15 protein-coding genes are annotated in these 16355 nt (G+C 70.5%); 10 read left to right on the plus strand and 5 right to left on the minus strand.

Features of this window, described 5'->3' with window-relative positions; all coding sequences use genetic code 11:
• The first annotated feature begins 14 nt into the window (after positions 1-14).
• Entirely contained in the window at positions 15-1499 is a 1485-nt protein-coding gene (locus tag CF165_RS27270) for a PKD domain-containing protein (protein WP_093950422.1), read from the plus strand.
• A 135-nt stretch (positions 1500-1634) separates the two neighbouring features.
• On the opposite strand, the gene CF165_RS27275 is transcribed toward CF165_RS27270, so the two are convergent.
• The 3 genes from CF165_RS27275 to CF165_RS27285 all read right to left on the minus strand — a co-directional run bounded on the left by CF165_RS27275 (position 1635) and on the right by CF165_RS27285 (position 3350).
• Complete coding sequence (locus tag CF165_RS27275) at positions 1635-1994, minus strand: HPF/RaiA family ribosome-associated protein (protein WP_093950423.1); 360 nt, start codon at positions 1992-1994, stop codon at positions 1635-1637.
• 160 nt (positions 1995-2154) lie between these two features.
• The gene (locus tag CF165_RS27280; RefSeq protein WP_093950424.1) at positions 2155-2346 is read right to left on the minus strand and encodes a hypothetical protein; all 192 of its coding nucleotides are present in this window, start codon (positions 2344-2346) and stop codon (positions 2155-2157) included.
• A 128-nt stretch (positions 2347-2474) separates the two neighbouring features.
• Positions 2475-3350, minus strand: a complete 876-nt coding sequence (locus tag CF165_RS27285; protein ID WP_093950425.1) for a fumarylacetoacetate hydrolase family protein — start codon at positions 3348-3350, stop codon at positions 2475-2477.
• A 212-nt stretch (positions 3351-3562) separates the two neighbouring features.
• Here CF165_RS27285 and CF165_RS27290 point away from each other — a divergent pair, with 212 nt between their 5' ends.
• From CF165_RS27290 to CF165_RS27320, 7 genes are all read left to right on the plus strand, one after another.
• Complete coding sequence (locus tag CF165_RS27290) at positions 3563-4327, plus strand: glycoside hydrolase family 75 protein (RefSeq protein WP_093950426.1); 765 nt, start codon at positions 3563-3565, stop codon at positions 4325-4327.
• A 312-nt stretch (positions 4328-4639) separates the two neighbouring features.
• Positions 4640-5674 carry a LacI family DNA-binding transcriptional regulator gene (locus tag CF165_RS27295; RefSeq protein ID WP_167441578.1) on the plus strand — a complete coding sequence of 345 codons (1035 nt, stop codon included), beginning with the start codon at positions 4640-4642 and terminating at the stop codon, positions 5672-5674.
• Positions 5675-5778: 104 nt separating this feature from the next.
• On the plus strand, positions 5779-7065 hold the full coding sequence (locus tag CF165_RS27300; RefSeq protein WP_240521816.1) for a sugar ABC transporter substrate-binding protein: 1287 nt from the start codon (positions 5779-5781) through the stop codon (positions 7063-7065).
• A 58-nt stretch (positions 7066-7123) separates the two neighbouring features.
• Positions 7124-8077, plus strand: a complete 954-nt coding sequence (locus CF165_RS27305; protein ID WP_093950427.1) for a carbohydrate ABC transporter permease — start codon at positions 7124-7126, stop codon at positions 8075-8077.
• Between the two features lie 3 nt (positions 8078-8080).
• Positions 8081-8986, plus strand: coding sequence for a carbohydrate ABC transporter permease (locus tag CF165_RS27310; RefSeq protein WP_093950428.1), 906 nt, complete (start codon positions 8081-8083; stop codon positions 8984-8986).
• A 20-nt stretch (positions 8987-9006) separates the two neighbouring features.
• A complete protein-coding gene (locus CF165_RS27315; RefSeq protein ID WP_093950429.1) occupies positions 9007-9960 on the plus strand; it encodes a glycoside hydrolase family protein in 954 nt (317 codons plus the stop codon).
• A 15-nt stretch (positions 9961-9975) separates the two neighbouring features.
• On the plus strand, positions 9976-11928 hold the full coding sequence (locus tag CF165_RS27320; protein ID WP_093950430.1) for a glycoside hydrolase family 32 protein: 1953 nt from the start codon (positions 9976-9978) through the stop codon (positions 11926-11928).
• On the opposite strand, the gene CF165_RS27325 is transcribed toward CF165_RS27320, so the two are convergent.
• Both CF165_RS27325 and CF165_RS27330 read right to left on the minus strand, forming a co-directional pair.
• A complete protein-coding gene (locus CF165_RS27325; RefSeq protein WP_093950431.1) occupies positions 11918-13144 on the minus strand; it encodes an MFS transporter in 1227 nt (408 codons plus the stop codon). The two genes, CF165_RS27320 and CF165_RS27325, sit on opposite strands and share 11 nt — an antisense overlap.
• 83 nt (positions 13145-13227) lie before the next feature.
• Positions 13228-14172 carry a LysR family transcriptional regulator gene (locus tag CF165_RS27330; RefSeq protein ID WP_093950432.1) on the minus strand — a complete coding sequence of 315 codons (945 nt, stop codon included), beginning with the start codon at positions 14170-14172 and terminating at the stop codon, positions 13228-13230.
• Positions 14173-14255: 83 nt separating this feature from the next.
• On the opposite strand from CF165_RS27330, the gene CF165_RS27335 reads away from it, so the two are divergent.
• Positions 14256-15218 (plus strand): cyclase family protein, encoded by a 963-nt coding sequence (locus tag CF165_RS27335; protein WP_093950433.1) that lies wholly within the window; start codon positions 14256-14258, stop codon positions 15216-15218.
• Positions 15219-15226: 8 nt separating this feature from the next.
• Positions 15227-16351 carry an FAD-dependent oxidoreductase gene (locus tag CF165_RS27340; protein WP_093950434.1) on the plus strand — a complete coding sequence of 375 codons (1125 nt, stop codon included), beginning with the start codon at positions 15227-15229 and terminating at the stop codon, positions 16349-16351.
• Positions 16352-16355 lie beyond the last annotated feature (4 nt).

Genomic DNA, 16355 nt, shown 5'->3' on the forward strand with positions numbered 1-16355 from the left:
CAGGGGGAACTTCAATGAAGCAGCACGCTTTCCGGCGCTTGCTCGTCGCCGGCCTCGCCGTCGCGGCCGCGTTGGCGACGCCGGCGACCGCGAACGCCGCAGCGCCGTCCAACGACGACTTCGGCACCGCCACCGCCGTCACCGCCCTGCCGTTCAAGGCGACCCAGGACATCGGGGAAGCCACAGCGAGCGCCGACGACCCGACGTCGTGCAACTCCTACGTCGCGTGGAGCGTCTGGTACGACTACACCGCGGCCTCGGACGGGTTCGTCCGGGCACTGCCGTCGAGCACCGGCACCCTGCCGTTCGTCGCCGTGTACACCGGTGAGCGCGGGGCGCTGACCCAGGTCCCCGGTGCCTGCGCGGCGTGGAACACCGGGCCGTCGACGACCTTCCCGGTCACCGCCGGGCAGACGTACCACATCATGCTGTTCCAGCAGTACTCCGGCGCCGGCCAGCAGGCCACGCTGGATCTCGCCACCGTCCCGCGGGAGCCCAACGACGACTTCGCGGCGGCCACGCCGGCCACGCTGCCCGGGACGTACTCGGGCGACCTGACGCGGTCTTCGGCCGAGCCGGGCGAGGCCGCGCCGACCTGCGACCCCGGCGCGGACCACTCCGTGTGGTACCGGTACACCCCGGACCGCACCCGGTCGATCAGCGTGGAGGCGCGCTCGCGCTGGTCGCCGTCGGTCACCGTCTACCGGGGCGCCACCCGCGACGCACTGTCCGAAGTGGACTGCGTGTCGGCGGGGGGCGGCAACAAGCGGCCGGTGTTCACCGCCACCGCCGGGCAGCAGTACTGGATCCGGGTGGCCGACGACGCGGAAGGCGCGTCCTGGTACGAGATCCGCCTGACGACCGCGCCGGCGCTGACGCCGAACGCGAACACCTGGCCCAATACCCCGTCGGTGTTCGACGACGTCTCCTTTTCGGTGAACCCCGGTGACCGCCTCGGTCGTCCTCTGGTCAGCGGTGAGCTGCGGTTCGGTGACGGCACTTCGGTGACCCTGACCGGGAACAACACCCAGGTGACCCACCGGTACGCCGCCGACGGCGACTACCGCGTCGAGATCAGCGCGACGACCGACGACGGCCGGTCGGGCACCGGTTCCCAGACGCTGCACGTCGAGACGCACGACGTGACACTGACGGGGTTGTCGATGCCCGCACAGGCACGGGTGGGCCAGACCAAGCCGGTCAAGGTGTCGGTGGTGAACAACCGCTACGACGAGAAGGTCGTCGTCTCGCTGAGGAGGAAGACCGACAGCGGCTACTACCAGGAAGTGGGCACGCTGACCCAGTGGGTGCCCGCCGGTGGCCGGGTGGACTTCCCGTTCGCCTACACCTACACCGCGGCCGACGCGGCGGCGGGCCAGGCGGAGTTCGAGGTGGTGGCGAACATCGACGGCCGTTACGACGGTGACAACCACGCGGCGGACAACCGCCTGACCGCGGTCACCGTGGTCCGTGCGCAGTCGGGCGTCCGGGCGAGCTGACGCTCTTCCGCCGGGGCGGGTCACCCCGCCCCGGCGGAGCCTTGCCGGGTGAAGGCGCCGGTGCGTGTGGCTGCCGGCGTCCACGTGCCGCCAGGAGGCGGCCCGTCCGTCAGCGGCGCGGCGCGGCCGGGCGCTTCACCGGGGACCGTCCTCCGTCATGTGCCGGATGGAGTCCCCGCCCTTGCGGTGGTCCGTCCGCCCGGACTTGGTCTCGAGCACGCTCTCGAGCTTGCGGATGGCGCCGTGGCAGGCCTCGTCCACCGAGCCCGCGTGGTGGGTGACCGCGACCGCCGGCCTGCCCTCCGGGCGTGCCTCGATCACGCAGCGCCGGTCCACGCTGCCCGCACCGGTTGAAACTTCGTCGCTCAAGTGGACTTCCAGGCGGGTGATGTGGTCGCTGAAGCGCGACAGCGTCGACTGGAGTTCGGCCTCGAGCCGCTGGATCAGTTCGTCGCTGCCGTGGACGTTCTTGTCCGTGCTGATCTGGATCTGCATGTGCTGTTCCCTTCGAAAGCCGGTCTGGTTCGCCGACGGCGAAGGGATCGGCTCCGGCCGGCGAGGACGCGCGGGCGGCGGCACTCAACCGGGCGTGTTCCCCCTGAGCCTACGTGCCCGGAGCCGGGAGAGCGCCGGACGACACGCTCCCGCGGCGGCGTCAGACCGTCGTGACCTTGCTCTTGTCGTAAAACTTCACTTCGCCGGTGTCCGGGAAGTGGACTCCGACGCAATAGACGTGGGCGTTGCCGGAGCCGAAGCTCTTGCCTTCGTCGACGACGAAGCCGACATCTTCACGGTCGAGCACTTTCACTCGCCGCGGCCCCTGGTGTTCTTCGTTCGCGAAGTGCATGTCGTCTCCTGTCCAGAGGGTCGTGCAGGGCGATAGCACACTACGTGATCCCCGCCCTCCCGTGGAGCGCGAAACAGGGACCGACGGCCGCTCGCCGTCCGAGGTGCGGCGCAGCGCTCCCGAGGCCCTCAGCGGGCCGCCAGCACCCGGCGCACCTCGTCCGCGCCCAGCACCACGGGGGAGCGCAGCGACCCGACCTCCCCGATCTCGATCTCGACCACGTCGCCCGGCCGCAGCCCCTGATCGAGCCCCGGCACGACGGACGTGCCCGTCGAGAGCACGGCGCCGTCGGGGAAGTCGTTGTCCCGCCACAGGTACTCGACCAGCCCGGCCGGCTTGCGGTTCAGCTGGGCGGTACTGGATTCGCCCGCGAACACCTCGTGACCGCCGCGCAGGATGCGCATGCGCAGGCCGAGCGACAGCGGGTCCGGCACCTCCCACGCCGGCCGCACCCGCGCCGACACCGCGCACGAACCGGTGTAGATCTTGGCCTGCGGGAGGTACAGCGGGTTCTCGCCTTCGATGCTGCGGGAGCTGACGTCGTCGACCACCACGTATCCGGCGATCTCCCCGCCACTCGTCAGCAGCAGGCCGAGTTCCGGCTCCGGCACGTTGTTGGCGGAATCGGCGCGGATGGCGATGGGCTCGCCGTCGGTGACCACGCGCCACGCGGCCGATTTGAAGAACAGCTCCGGCCGCTGCGCGCGGTAGACCCGCGCGTAGACGTCCTCGTCGGCGCTCTCTTCGCGGCGGGCCTCCTCGGACCGCAGGTAGGTCACCCCGGCGGCCCACACCTCCATCCGCCCGTCCAGCGGCGGCAGCAGGCGCGCCCCGGCCGCGGACACCGGCTCCCCGGCGGCGGCGGCGAGTTCGCGGATCTCCGCCACGGGGTGGCGCAGCAGGTCGCTCATCGATTCGACCGCGAGCGGCCGCAGTTGCTCATCGGTGAGCAGGCCGACCCGGATGGTGCCGGTTCCGTCGGCGAATCGCACCAGGTGACTCATCCCGGACCTCCTCGTTCGGTATCGAACCTACGGAGTGCGCCCCGCGGTGGTCAACGAGCGCCGCGGCGCCCGGAACACCGGCCGGGCTGCCCCGCGTGCCCCGGAGGCTGGGACATTCCTCTAAAATCTTCGTAAAGTTGTTACGTGGCAGGGGGTTCAGGTGGTTCCATCTGTTAGGCAACTTTCCTAACTAACGATGGAGGGTTCTCGCCATGTCATCCCGCAGGCGCTTCTCCGCGGTAGCCGCCGCTCTGGCGCTCACCGCGCCGCTCGCTGTCAACGCCGCCGACGCCGCCACGGCTGCCACGTCGGACGCGGCCGCCCCGAAGTACACGGCCGCCCAGGTGCTGGCCGGTGTCAAGAAGAACAGCACGACCGCGAAGAAGGTCAACTCCAAGCCCCACATCAACACCATGACGCGCGCCAAGAACGTGAACGTGTACCAGGTGACGCCGGGCGTCTACGCCTACAGTTCGAGCTTGGCCGTCGACGACGACGGCAGCGATCCCGATCCCGATCCCGACCACCAGGGCCAGACGACTTTCCAGGACAGCAACGGCAAGCAGTTGGCCGCGCACCACGTGCCGTTCTACGTGCTGGGCGACGACTGTTACGACCGTAAATCCCCCTGCCCGCACTTCTTCTACAAGGAACACGGCATCAAGGGCAGGCAGTTCGCGCTGATGTTCTACAAGAGCAAGGTCATCGGCGCGATCTTCGGCGACACGCAGACCGGGAACGACCAGACCACCTCGGACAACGACTCCCGCGAACTGGGCGAGGCGTCGGTGAAGTCCGCCTCGCTGCTCGGCATCCCCAGCAGCGGCACCACCGGTGGCGTCGACAACGGCGTGACCGTGGTGATCCTCTCCGGTCCGTCCTGGGTCGTGAACGGCACCAACGCCAACCTGAACGCCAATGCCCAGGCCCTGGTCAGCAAGGCGCTGGACACCCTCGGCGCCGGCATGGGTCTCTAGGCCCCGCTGCGAAGTCAAGCCGAACGCGATCACCGCCACGGCGGTGATCGCGTTCGGTGGCGCCGGTTCCGGGAAGGCGACTGGGCCCCTTGACCCTCGAGCCACTCGAGATCCCATAGTGGCCGGCGGCCGCCCTGCGCCGGGAGACCACCTGACGGTGGCCGCGTGCTGCCGATGGCTCGGGCGAGGATCTCGCAGAGGGGCTGTCGCAGCGTCTCGGCGGCCCCTTGACGGGTGAACGGCGGGGCTGCATACTCCCGTAACCTCCCGTTAATCGATTAACGCCGCGGAGGTGGGAAGGAGGGCGCCGCGATGGCCCGGGTCCGGATGTCCGACGTGGCTGCCCGTGCGGGGGTGTCCACGGCGACCGTGTCGATGGTGCTCAGCGGGCGGGACGCGGCGCGCGTGTCGCCGCAGACCCAGCGGCGGGTGCGCGAGGCGGCCGAGGAGGTCGGCTACGAGCTGAACTCGGTGGCGCGGAGCCTGCGGACGCAGCGGACCCGCATGGTCGGCCTGATCTCGGACACGATCGCCAGCACGCCGTTCGCCGGGCGGATGCTGGCCGGGGCCAACGACGTGGCCCGTGAGCAGGGGAACCTCGTCGTCCTGGTCGACACCGAGGGGGATGCCGATGCCGAGCGGCAGGCGCTCAACGCGCTGAGCGGCCAGCAGGTCGACGCCATGATCTACGCGAGCATGTGGCACCGGGTGGTCGAGGTGCCGGACGGCCTGCCGGGGGACGCCGTCCTGCTCGACTGCGCCCCGGCCGCGGGAGGCCGGGCCGCGGTCGTCCCGGACGAACGGGCGGGCGGGGTGGCCGCGGTGCGGGAACTGGTGGCCGCCGGGCACCGCCGGATCGCCTTCCTGGATGCCGAGGAGCGGTTCCAGCTGGTCGCCTCGCCGCTGCGGTACGAGGGGTATCTGCAGGTGCTGGCGGAGGCGGGGATCGAGGCGGACCCCGTCCTGCACGCCCGTGCCGAGCCGGTGGCCGGTGGTGGACGGGAAGCCGCCGGGCGGTTGCTGGATCTGCCGGCGGAAGAACGGCCCACCGCGATGTTCTGCTTCAACGACCGCATGGCGATGGGCGCCTACGCGGCCACACACCACCGGGGTCTTTCGGTGCCCGATGATCTGTCGATCGTCGGCTACGACGATCAGCAGCTGGTCGCGGCCGAGCTCGATCCGCCGCTGACGACGATCGCGCTCCCGCACTACGAAATGGGCCGGTGGGCGATGGAGGTGGCGCTCGGGCTGCGGCCGGCCGACCCGGCGGAACCGCACCTCATGCCGTGCCCGGTCATCCGCCGGGCTTCGGTGGGCCCGCCGCCGGCCGCGTTCGGCGGCTGACGGCGGACCGCACTTCTCACTGCATCCCACATGGCAGTTGGCGCTGCCATCCGGCACGGAGGCGACGGCCGGTCGCGCTCCGCAACAGAGAAAGAGATTGTACGGTGAAACGCAAATCCCTCCCCATCATGGTAGCGGCAGGCCTTTCCGCGGTGCTCGCGCTGGGCGGTTGTGCCCGCGCGAGCCAGGACGCTTCGGCGTCCGGCGGACCCGGTGAAATCACCATGTGGACGCACTCGGCGGGCAACCCCGGCGAGCTGGCGGTCTACCAGCGGATCATTTCCGACTTCAACAGTTCCCAGACCCAGTACAAGATCGTCCAGCAGAACTTCCCGCAGGGTTCCTACAACGACGCGATCACCGCGGCCGCCGCGGCGCGGAAGCTGCCCTGCCTGCTGGACATGGACGGCCCGGTGATGCCGAACTGGGCCTGGGCCGGCTACCTCCAGCCGCTGGGACTGCCGGACGACCTGATCAAGACGCTGCTGCCCACGACCGTCGGCCGCTACAAGGACACCGTCTATTCGGCGGGCTACTGGGACGCCGCGCTGTCGATCTTCGCGCGGAAGTCGGTGCTCGACAAGAACCAGATCCGGATCCCGACCGCCGAGAAGCCGTGGACGCTCGACGAGTTCGACGCGGCCGTCACCAAGCTGAAGGCGAACGGCTACGCCACGCCGCTGGACCTGGGCGCCGCCGACAAGGGCGAGTGGTGGTCGTACGCGTACTCGCCGATGCTGCAGAGCACCGGCGGCGACCTGATCAACCGCGCCACCATGAAATCCGCCGACGGCGTGCTGAACGGTCCGGACGCGGTCAAGTTCTTCACCTGGTTCCAGCAGGCGTTCAAGAACGGCTGGGCGGACAACGCGGGCCCGGTCGGCAACCAGCGGTTCATCGACAACAAGGTCGCCCTCAGCTACACCGGCGTGTGGAACGCCAAGGACGCGCTCGAAAGCGTCGGCAACGACCTGCTGATCCTGCCGCCGGTGGACTTCGGGAAGGGCCCGAAGATCGGCGGCGGTTCCTGGCAGTGGGGCATTTCCGCCGGCTGCAAGAGCACCGACGGCGCCCGCGCGTACCTGAAGTTCAGCTTCCAGGACAAGTACCTCACCGCCTTCGCCGACAGCCAGGTGGTCATCCCGAGCACCACGGCGGCCGCGGCCGCGTCGAAGTACTTCGGCGACAGCGCTCCGCTGCACCCGTTCGCCGTGCTGTCGCAGAAGTTCGCCCTCGCCCGGCCGGCCACCCCCGGCTACCCGGTGATCTCCTCGACCTTCGAGAAGGCGGCCAAGGACATCATGAGCGGCGCCGACGTCAAGCCGGCGCTCGACACCGCCGTGCAGGCGATCGACACCGACATCAAGTCCCAGAACGGCTACGGCTTCTAGCTCGTCGCACCCCGCCCGGCGGCACCCGCCGGGCGGGCCGAGAGGGAAGGCTCCTCCCATGACGGCGACCATCTCGCCGGACACCCGCGCCGTGAGCGCGGCTCCCCAGCCCGTCACCGGACGGAAGATCAGCCACGAACGGCGCTCCCAGCGCCGCGCGGGCTTGGCCATGGCCGCCCCGGCCGTGCTGTTGCTGCTGGCGTTCCTGATCGTCCCGGTGATCCTCGGGTTCGTCCTGTCGTTCACCAACGCCCGGCTCGTCTCGCCCGAGCCGACCACCTTCACCGGCCTCGACAACTTCGTCAGGGCCTTCACCGCCGATCCGACGTTCCTCCGCTCGCTGGTGAACACGTTCTGCTTCGCCGCGGTCGTGGTGCCGGTGCAGGCCGGGTTCGGGCTGCTGCTGGCCATTCTGGTGAACCGGAAGATCCGGGGCGCGGTGGCGTTCCGGGTCATCTTCTTCATCCCGGTCGTGACCTCGATCGTCGTGGTCTCGATCCTGTGGAAGTTCATGTACCAGCCCGACGGGCTGATCAACTCCTTCATCGACTCGATCACCTTCGGCGCCTGGCAGGGCACCGCGTGGCTGAACAATCCCAGCACCGCGCTGACCGCGATCATCGTGCTGTCCATCTGGCAGGCGGTCGGCTTCCACATGCTGATCTGGCTGTCCGGGCTGCAGACCATCCCGCAGGAGCTGTACGAGGCCGCGCGGATCGACGGCGCGGGCACCTGGCAGCAGTTCCGCAACGTGACCTGGCCGTGCCTGCGCCCGACCCGGGTGTTCGTGCTGATCACGATCACCATCGCCGCGCTCGGGCTGTTCGTGCAGATCGACGTGATGACCCAGGGCGGCCCGGTGGACTCCACCTCGACGCTCGTCTACCACGCCGTCCGCATGGGCTACCACCAGCAGCAGATCGGCTACGGCTCGGCCCTGTCACTGGTGTTCTTCGTGCTGGTGCTCATCGTCGCGCTGGTCCAGCGCTTCCTGACCCGGGACAAGGACTGAGCCATGATCATCCACAAAGGACATGTCGACGAGCGCGTGCTGCGCCGTCGCCGGCGCGTCTGGACCTACCTGGTCCTCATCGGACTCGCCGTCTTCTTCCTGTTCCCGCTGGTGTTCATGTTCGTCTCCAGCCTGAAGCCCGACGGCCAGATCCTGTCCGACGTCGGCGGGTGGCGGGCGTTCCTGCCGCTGGGCGACATCGGCTTCGGCAACTACTCCGCGGTGTTCGACCGGGTGCCGGTCGGGCGGTTCCTGCTCAACTCGGTCCTGGTCACGGTGGTGATCGTGGGGGCGGGGCTGGTGGTGAACTCGATGGCCGGGTTCGCGATCTCCCGGCTGCGCTGGACCGGCCGCGGGGTCGTGCTCAGCGTCATCATCGCCACGCTGATCGTGCCGTTCGAGACCATCGCGGTGCCGATGGTCTACTGGGTCTCGCAGCTGCCGACCCTGCTGTTCCAAAATGGCCGGATCGTGTACGACTTCGGCTGGCTGGACACCTACCAGGTGCAGATCATCCCGTTCATCGCCAACGGCTTCTCGATCTTCCTGTTCACCCAGTACTTCTCGACCATCCCCACCGCACTCGACGAGGCGGCCCGGATCGACGGCGCGGGCTGGTTCACCATCTACCGCAGGATCGCCGTGCCGCTGTCGGGACCGGCGTTCGCCACCGTCGCGATCCTGACGTTCCTGCCGGCCTGGAACCAGTACCTGTGGCCCAGCATGGTCGTCCAGGACGAGAAGCTGCGGCCGGTGATGGTCGGCATGCAGTACTTCTTCCAGGACAACACCGCCTGGGGCGAGGTCATGGCCTACACGTCGATGATCACGCTGCCGGTGCTCGTGGTGTTCCTCGCCTTCCAGCGCGCGTTCGTCAGCAGTGTCGCGGCCAGCGGTGTCAAGGAATGACGGCTCTTCGAAAGGATTCCATGTTTTCGCTGCCCGACTCCTGGGTCTGGGACTTCTGGTTCGCCGACGACGGCGACCGCTACCACCTCTTCTTCCTCTACGCCTCCCGCGCCCTGCACGACCCCGAAGCCCGCCACTACCGCGCCTCGATCGGCCACGCCGTCTCGGCCGACCTGGTGCACTGGACCCGGATCGAGGACGCGCTGGTCCGCGCGGACGCCCCGGCGTTCGACGACCTGGCGACCTGGACCGGTTCGGTGGTGCGGCACCCGGACGGCACGTGGTTCCTGTTCTACACCGGCGCCACCCGCGCCCCCGGCGGCAAGAACGTCCAGCGGATCGGTTACGCCACCTCACCGGATCTTGTTACGTGGCAACGGTCTCCGGAGAACCCGGTCCTGGCCGCCGACCCCCGCTGGTACGAGACCCTGGACGCCGCCTGGCACGACGAGGCGTTCCGCGACCCGTGGGTCTTCGCCGACCCGGACGGCGACGGCTGGCACATGCTCATCACCGCCCGCACCGGTACCGGCGAGCCGTTCGAACGCGGCGTCGTCGGCCACGCCGTCTCCGCGGACCTGCGGCACTGGCAGCTGCGCCCGCCGCTGACCACGCCCGGGCCGCGCGGGTTCGGGCAGCTGGAGGTGCTGCAGGCCGAGGTGGTGGACGGCCGCCCCGTGCTGCTGTTCTCCTGCCTGGCCGAGCACGCCTCGGCCGACCGCCGGGCCACCGGCACGACCGGCGGGATCTGGGCCGCCCCGGCCGGCGGCCCGCTCGGGCCGTTCGACATCGCGGCCGCCGAACCCGTCACCGACGACCGCTTCTACAGCGGCCGCCTCATCCGCCGCCGGTCCGACGGACGCTGGGTGCTGCTCGCGTTCCACAACCGCGGCGAAACCGGCTTCGTCGGCGCCATCAGTGATCCCATGCCGGTGGCGTGGGACGGAAAACGTCTCAGCGTTCTCGATTCCTGAACACCTGGAGGTTCCATGCGCTCAACGACGAGCCGCATTCGCCTGCTGTCCGCCACCGCACTCCTGGCGGCGACCGCGGCTGTGGGACTGACCGGCGGCGGTGCCGCCGCGCAGGCCGCGGCCACCTACCGCGCGCAGTACCACTTCACGGTGCCCGACCACTGGAAGAACGACCCCCAGCGGCCGGTGTACGTCAACGGCAAGTTCAACTACTACTACCTCTACGACGCCGACTACCCGACCGAAGTCGGCACCGCCTGGCGGCTGGCGACCACCACGGACGGTGTCGCCTTCGCCGACCAGGGGATCGCGGCGCCGAAGAAGACGAACGCGAACTACGACCTGTGGTCGGGTTCCGCGGTCGTCGACACCGCGAACACGGCCGGTTTCGGTGCGGGCGCGGTGGTCCAGCTGGTCACGCAGATGGACCACCCGGTCAACGCGTCCGGGCCGCAGGCACAGTTCCTGTGGTACTCGATCGACGGCGGCCGGACGTTCCGGCCGTACGGCGACACACCGGTGATCCCGAACGGCGGCCGCCGCGACTTCCGTGACCCCAAGGTCAGCTGGGACGCCGCGCGCGGCCGGTGGGTCGCGGCGATCACCGAAGGCGACCGGATCGGGTTCTTCACCTCACCGGACCTGAAGACGTGGACGTGGCGATCGGACTTCGTGGGCGGAATGGGCATCCTCGAGTGCCCGGACCTCTACCCGATCCGCGCCGACGACGGCACCACGCACTGGGTGCTGGGCGTGAGCGCCGGCGGGACACCGGGCACCTACGCGTACTGGACCGGAGCCTTCGACGGCGCCGCGTTCACCGCCGACGCGGCCACCCCGCAATGGCTGGACCACGGCTTCGACTGGTATGCCGGAGTCACCTGGGAAGACCCGGCCGCACCGGCGGACCGGCGGTTCGGCATGGCCTGGATGAACAACTGGGCCTACGCGGACACCACGCCGACCTGGGCCTCCGATGGCTTCAACGGCACCGACTCGATCGTCCGCCAGATCACGCTCAAGCACTACGCGGACGGCTATGCCCTGGCCTCGCAGCCGACCCCGGCGCTGGCTTCCCACGCCAGCTCGGTGACGAACCTCGGCACCATCCAGGTCGACGACGGCCTGGTGCCGCTGGCCTACCACGGAACGGCCTACCAGCTCGACACCGACGTCAGCTGGACCCAGCTGGACAACATCGGCCTGCAGCTGCGGGTGTCGGCCGACGGGACCCGGCACGCGGACGCCGGGATCTACCACGACTACAGCTACCTCAACCGCCGCCAGACCGGCCAGCCCGACACCACGGGGACCCGTGGCGAGAGCCACGCACCGTGGAACCCGGCGAAGACCAGCGCGCACCTGCGGATCCTGGTCGACCGGACCACGATCGAAGTGTTCGTCGACGACGGCCGGTACGTGCACTCCAGCGAGGTGTTCGCCGATCCCGCCGACACCGGCGTCAACCTCTACGCCACCGGCGGCAGCGCCACCTTCGCCAACACGACCATCACCCAATTCCCCGACCTGTCCCAGCGCCCGGCCCACGTCGTCTCCGGGTTCGAAGGCAGCTCCTACGACCCCGGCTGGACCACCACCGGCAGCTTCACCGGCACCGGCCCGTCGTTCGAGTACCTGCCCGGCATGGTCGGCAACGCGGTCCTGGACACCTTCGCCGGCGGCGGCGACCCCGCCACCGGCACGATCACCTCGCCGTCGTTCACCCTCGACCGCAACCACCTGCACTTCCTCCTCGCGGGCGGCCACCACCCCGCGGAGACTTCGATCAACCTGCTCGTGAACGGCCAGGTCGTGCGCACGGCCACCGGAGACGACACCGGTGTGCTCAAACCGATCGACTGGGATGTCAGCGCCCTGCAGGGGCAGAGCGCCCAGGTGCGGGTCGTCGACCAGGCGACCGGCGCGTGGGGGCACATCATGGCCGACCAGTTGCTGCTCAGCGACTGACTGGTCCGGCGGCCGATCGCGTGGGGCGGACGACGCCGACGGCCATTGCGAGCAGAAGGGCTGCGGCGCCGACGACGAGGAGGGCGAGGGAGAGGCCGGAAGCAGCACCGGCCAGGGCGAGCACGATGAGCGGGCCGGCGAACTGGCCGATGAACAGGGCCGAGGTCCAGATGCCCGTGCCCCGGCCGCGCTGGGCGAACGTCAGGCTGCCCAGCGCCCAGGTGAGCAGGGCGGGCAGCATCAGCCCGTTGCCGAGGCCGGTCACGACGGCGCCGAGCAGCACGACCGGGACCGAGGAGGCCAGCGCGAGGACGAGGATGCCGAGTCCGCACAGGGCGAACGCCGCGGGGATGGTGGCGGCGGGACCCAGCTTGGCGAGCCGGGGGAACAGGTACGCCGCGACGGCGGTGGCCAGTGAGCCGGCCGCGCTGACCAGTCCGACGGTCGCGGTGGCGGTGACACCGATGCCGTCGAGCACATAGGACAGTTCGACGATGAGGACGTAGAACACGAGACCGCCGGCCAAGGTGACTCCGACCGGTGCCAGGAAGGCGCGCCACGGCAAGGGCGGAAGCTTTTCGCGGGTCCGGGTCTGCGGCGGCTGCCGGATGACCCGCGCGGCGATGAACGCGAGCGGCAGGCTGACCGCGTAGAGCCAGAACGGCGTGCGCCAGCCCCAGGAACCCAGCAGCCCACCGACGGCGAAGAAAACCGTTGCGGCGACGGTGGTGTACACCGTCTGCAGGCCGAAGTACCGTTCCCGCTCGGCGCCGTGGAAGTAGTCGGCGAGCAAGGTCGTGCAGCACGTCATGATCGCGGCCTCGGTGAGCCCGACGAGGACGCGGCTCGCGACGATCAGCGGCAGGGACGACAGCCACAGCGGCGCGGTCCCGACGAAGGCGTAGACGACGAGCGCGCCCACCAGCAGCCGCTTGCGGCCGATCCGGTCGACGACGCGGCCGGCGATCGACGCGGTGAGCCCGATGACCAGCGCCGGAACGGTGAGCACGATCGGGGTGAGGGTGGCGACGCCGGGCGTGCCGGCGAACGCGTCCTGGATGCGGGGCAGGACCGGGGCGAGCAGCACCGCGCCGAGCACCGAAAGGCAGCTGGCGAGCAGCAGCACCACCGCTTGGGCAGGGCCGGCCTGGCGGCCGGTGGCAGGATCGGCGGCGAGTGGGGCAGCGGAGACGGACTGATCGGCCTGATCGAACACGGGCAGCTCCGGGGAGGCACGAGCCGGTCCTCGGCGACCGGCGTGTGCGTCGAAGTGTCAGGCCCGGACCGGGGATGCGGAAATCACTTCTGCCGAAGCGGCGCATCGACGCCGTCGATGCCGATCACCGCCGCCACCGTCCGCGCGACGACGTCCCGCAGGTAGCGGTGCTCGGGGTCGGCTTCGTACATCGGGTGCCACCACATGGCTTCCACCAGCGGGGTCGCTTCGAACGGGCACGGCAGGGCACGCACCCCGAGCGCGTCCGGGATCCCGTCGGCCAAGCGCCGCTGGAGCAGCGCGACGCGGTTCGTGCCGGCGACGAGTCCCGGCACGGTCAGGAACGTCTCGGTGACCACCTGGACGTGCGGTTCGATCCCGAGCATGCGCATCTGCCGCGCGGCGGGCGTGGACGCGGTGGGACCGTGGTAGGTGACGACCCACGGCATCGTCTCCAGCTGCCCGACGGTCAGCGACTCCCCGACGTCGGTGTTGCCGGCGGCGACCAGGCACACCCATTCGTCGCGGTAGAGGTCCGCGTGGGGCAGGTCGTCGACGAACCCGTGCGGGATGACCAGCAGGTCGGTGTGGACGAGTTCGTGCACGGCCGCGTCGACCATCTTCGGGGTGTTCGCGGGGAACCGCAGCCGCGTGCCCGGCGCTTCGTCGGCGAGCCGGGCGGCGATCCCCGGCCCGAGCACGGCGATCCCGTAGTCGCTCATCAACATCGAAAACTCCCGGGTGGACGACGCGGGATCGAAATCGGGTTCCGCGGCGAACACCCGCTCGGCGCCGGACAGGGCGACCCGCACCCGTTCCTTGAGCTGAACGGCCAGCGGCGTCAGCCGGTACTGGTTGCCGGCGCGGGTCAGCAGGTCGTCGTGGAAGTGCCGGCGCAGCCGGCCCAGCTGGGCGGACACCGCCGGCTGACCGAGTCCCATCCGCTCGGCCGCCCGCGTCACGCTGCGCTCCTGCAGCAGCGCGTCCAGTGCCACCAGCAGGTTCAGGTCCAGCCGTGCGAGGTTCACCGGGACACGGTATCAACGGCGCTGATACCGCACATTAACGATTTCGCCTTCCCTGATACCGTCCGGGCACCGACAGTGAAGGCGTGGACCGAACCGATCCCGAGGGCGCGATCGCAGCGGCGGCCAAGCGGTGCTCCAACTGGGGCCGCTGGGGTGCCGGCGACGTCCTCGGCACCCTGAACTTCCTCGACGACGCCAAACGCCGTGAAGGCGCCGCGCTCGTCCGGCGCGGCGCGAGTTTCTCGCTCGCGCAACGCTTCGACGCCGACGGGCCGCAGAAAGGCTGGCGGCGGCGCACCAACCCGGTGCACACCATGCTCGACACCGGCACGGACGCCGAACGCGGTACGCAGGGCTTCCCGCACGGCATCGGCGGCGCCGACGACGTGGTGTCCATGCCGCTGCAGGCCTCGACGCAGTGGGACGGCCTCGGGCACATCTTCGACCACGGCCTCGCCTACAACGGCCGCCGCGCCGGGGACGTCGTGACCAGCGAAGGCGACCGCGTCACCGGCATCGAAACCACGGCCGGGCTGATCGCGGGCCGCGGGGTGCTCCTCGACGTGGGCCGGGTGTTCGGCACCGATGACGAGCTGCCCGACGGCTTCGCGATCACCGCGGACCACCTGGAGGCGACGATCGCCGCGCACGGCGACACCGCGCGCGTCGGCCGTGGCGACCTCCTGCTGGTGCGGACCGGACGGCTCACCCGCGCCCGGCGGGAGGGCTGGGGCGACTACGCCGGCGGCGACTCGCCCGGCCTGTCCTTCTCCACAGTGGACTGGCTGTACGGCGCGGAGATCGCCGGGATCGCGACCGACACCTGGGGTGTCGAGGTCCGGCCCAACGAGTTCGACGACGCCTTCCAGCCCCTGCACCAGGTGGCGATCCCGCACCTCGGCCTGTTCCTCGGCGAGATGTGGGACCTCGACGCCCTCGCCGCCGACTGCGCGGCCGACGGCGTCCACGAGTTCTGGCTGACCGCCGCCCCGCTGCCGGTGACCGGCGCGGTCGGCGCGCCCGTCGCGCCCATCGCCGTCAAATAAGGAGTCCCATGCCCGCGGTCAACAAGGTGCTGGTGGTCGGCGGCGGTCTCGCCGGGGCCGCCACGGCCATCCTGCTCGCGCAGGACGGCGTCGCCGTCGACCTCGTCGAGATCAAGCCGGACGTCGCGGCCATCGGGTCGGGCATCACGTTGCAGGGCAACGCCTTGCGCGAGCTGCGCCGGCTGGGAGTGTGGCCGCGCGCCGAGGCGGCCGGGTACCCCTTCGACTGCCTCGGCCTGCGTGCCCCGGACGGGACCCTGCTGGCCGAGATCCCCGACGTCCGCAGCGGCGGGGCCGACCTGCCCGCCTCGATGGGCATGCCCCGGCCGGTGCTGGCCCGGATCCTGCTGGACCGCGCCCGCGAGACCGGCGTGAAGATCCGCTTCGGCGACACCGTGACCCGGCTCGGCCAGGACGGTTCCGGCGTCGAGGTCACGCTCGCCTCGGGGCCGGTCGAACGGTACGACCTCGTGGTCGCCGCCGACGGCATCCGCTCGGCGGTCCGCGAGCTGATCGGCATCGACGTGACGCCCCGGCCGACCGGGATGGGGATCTGGCGCGCGTTCGGGCCGCGCCCGGCGTCGGTCACCCACACCGACCTCTGCTACGGCGGCCCGTCCTACATCGCCGGGTACACCCCGACCGGTGCGGACTCCCTCTACGCGTTCGTCGTCGAGGACTTCCGGGACCACAGTGGACTGACGCCGGCGGAGCGGCTCGCCACCATGTGCGGGCTTGCCGCCGCCTACCACGGGCCGTGGGACGAGATCCGGTCCACACTGGACGATCCGAGCCGGGTGAACTACACGCGCTTCGAAACGCATGTCGTGCCGGCGCCCTGGCACCGCGGGCGAGTCGTGCTCGTCGGCGACGCCGCGCACTCCTGCCCGCCCACCCTCGCCCAAGGCGGCGCCCAAGCCCTCGAAGACGCGGCTGTGCTGGCCGAGCTGCTGCTCACCCGCGACGGCGTCGACGACGACCTCTGGGCGGCGTTCACGGCCCGCCGCCACGACCGCGCGAGAACCGTCGTCGAGGCCTCCAACCAGCTCGGACAGTGGCTGCTCGACCACGAGCAGGGCGACGTGCCCGGCCTCGTTCGCCGCATCGGCGACCTCGTGTCCCAGCCCGCCTGAAAGG

The sequence above is a fragment of the Amycolatopsis vastitatis genome (assembly GCF_002234595.1).
Lineage (GTDB): Bacteria > Actinomycetota > Actinomycetes > Mycobacteriales > Pseudonocardiaceae > Amycolatopsis > Amycolatopsis vastitatis.

Coding starts and splice junctions, on each gene's coding strand:
- CF165_RS27340 (WP_093950434.1), top strand. CDS start 15,227: ATGCCCGCGGTCAACAAGGTGCTGGTGGTCGGCGGCGGTCTCGCCGGG.
- CF165_RS27295 (WP_167441578.1), top strand. CDS start 4,640: ATGGCCCGGGTCCGGATGTCCGACGTGGCTGCCCGTGCGGGGGTGTCC.
- CF165_RS27275 (WP_093950423.1), bottom strand. CDS start 1,994: ATGCAGATCCAGATCAGCACGGACAAGAACGTCCACGGCAGCGACGAA.
- CF165_RS27285 (WP_093950425.1), bottom strand. CDS start 3,350: ATGAGTCACCTGGTGCGATTCGCCGACGGAACCGGCACCATCCGGGTC.
- CF165_RS27290 (WP_093950426.1), top strand. CDS start 3,563: ATGTCATCCCGCAGGCGCTTCTCCGCGGTAGCCGCCGCTCTGGCGCTC.
- CF165_RS27320 (WP_093950430.1), top strand. CDS start 9,976: ATGCGCTCAACGACGAGCCGCATTCGCCTGCTGTCCGCCACCGCACTC.
- CF165_RS27310 (WP_093950428.1), top strand. CDS start 8,081: ATGATCATCCACAAAGGACATGTCGACGAGCGCGTGCTGCGCCGTCGC.
- CF165_RS27305 (WP_093950427.1), top strand. CDS start 7,124: ATGACGGCGACCATCTCGCCGGACACCCGCGCCGTGAGCGCGGCTCCC.
- CF165_RS27315 (WP_093950429.1), top strand. CDS start 9,007: ATGTTTTCGCTGCCCGACTCCTGGGTCTGGGACTTCTGGTTCGCCGAC.
- CF165_RS27280 (WP_093950424.1), bottom strand. CDS start 2,346: ATGCACTTCGCGAACGAAGAACACCAGGGGCCGCGGCGAGTGAAAGTG.
- CF165_RS27270 (WP_093950422.1), top strand. CDS start 15: ATGAAGCAGCACGCTTTCCGGCGCTTGCTCGTCGCCGGCCTCGCCGTC.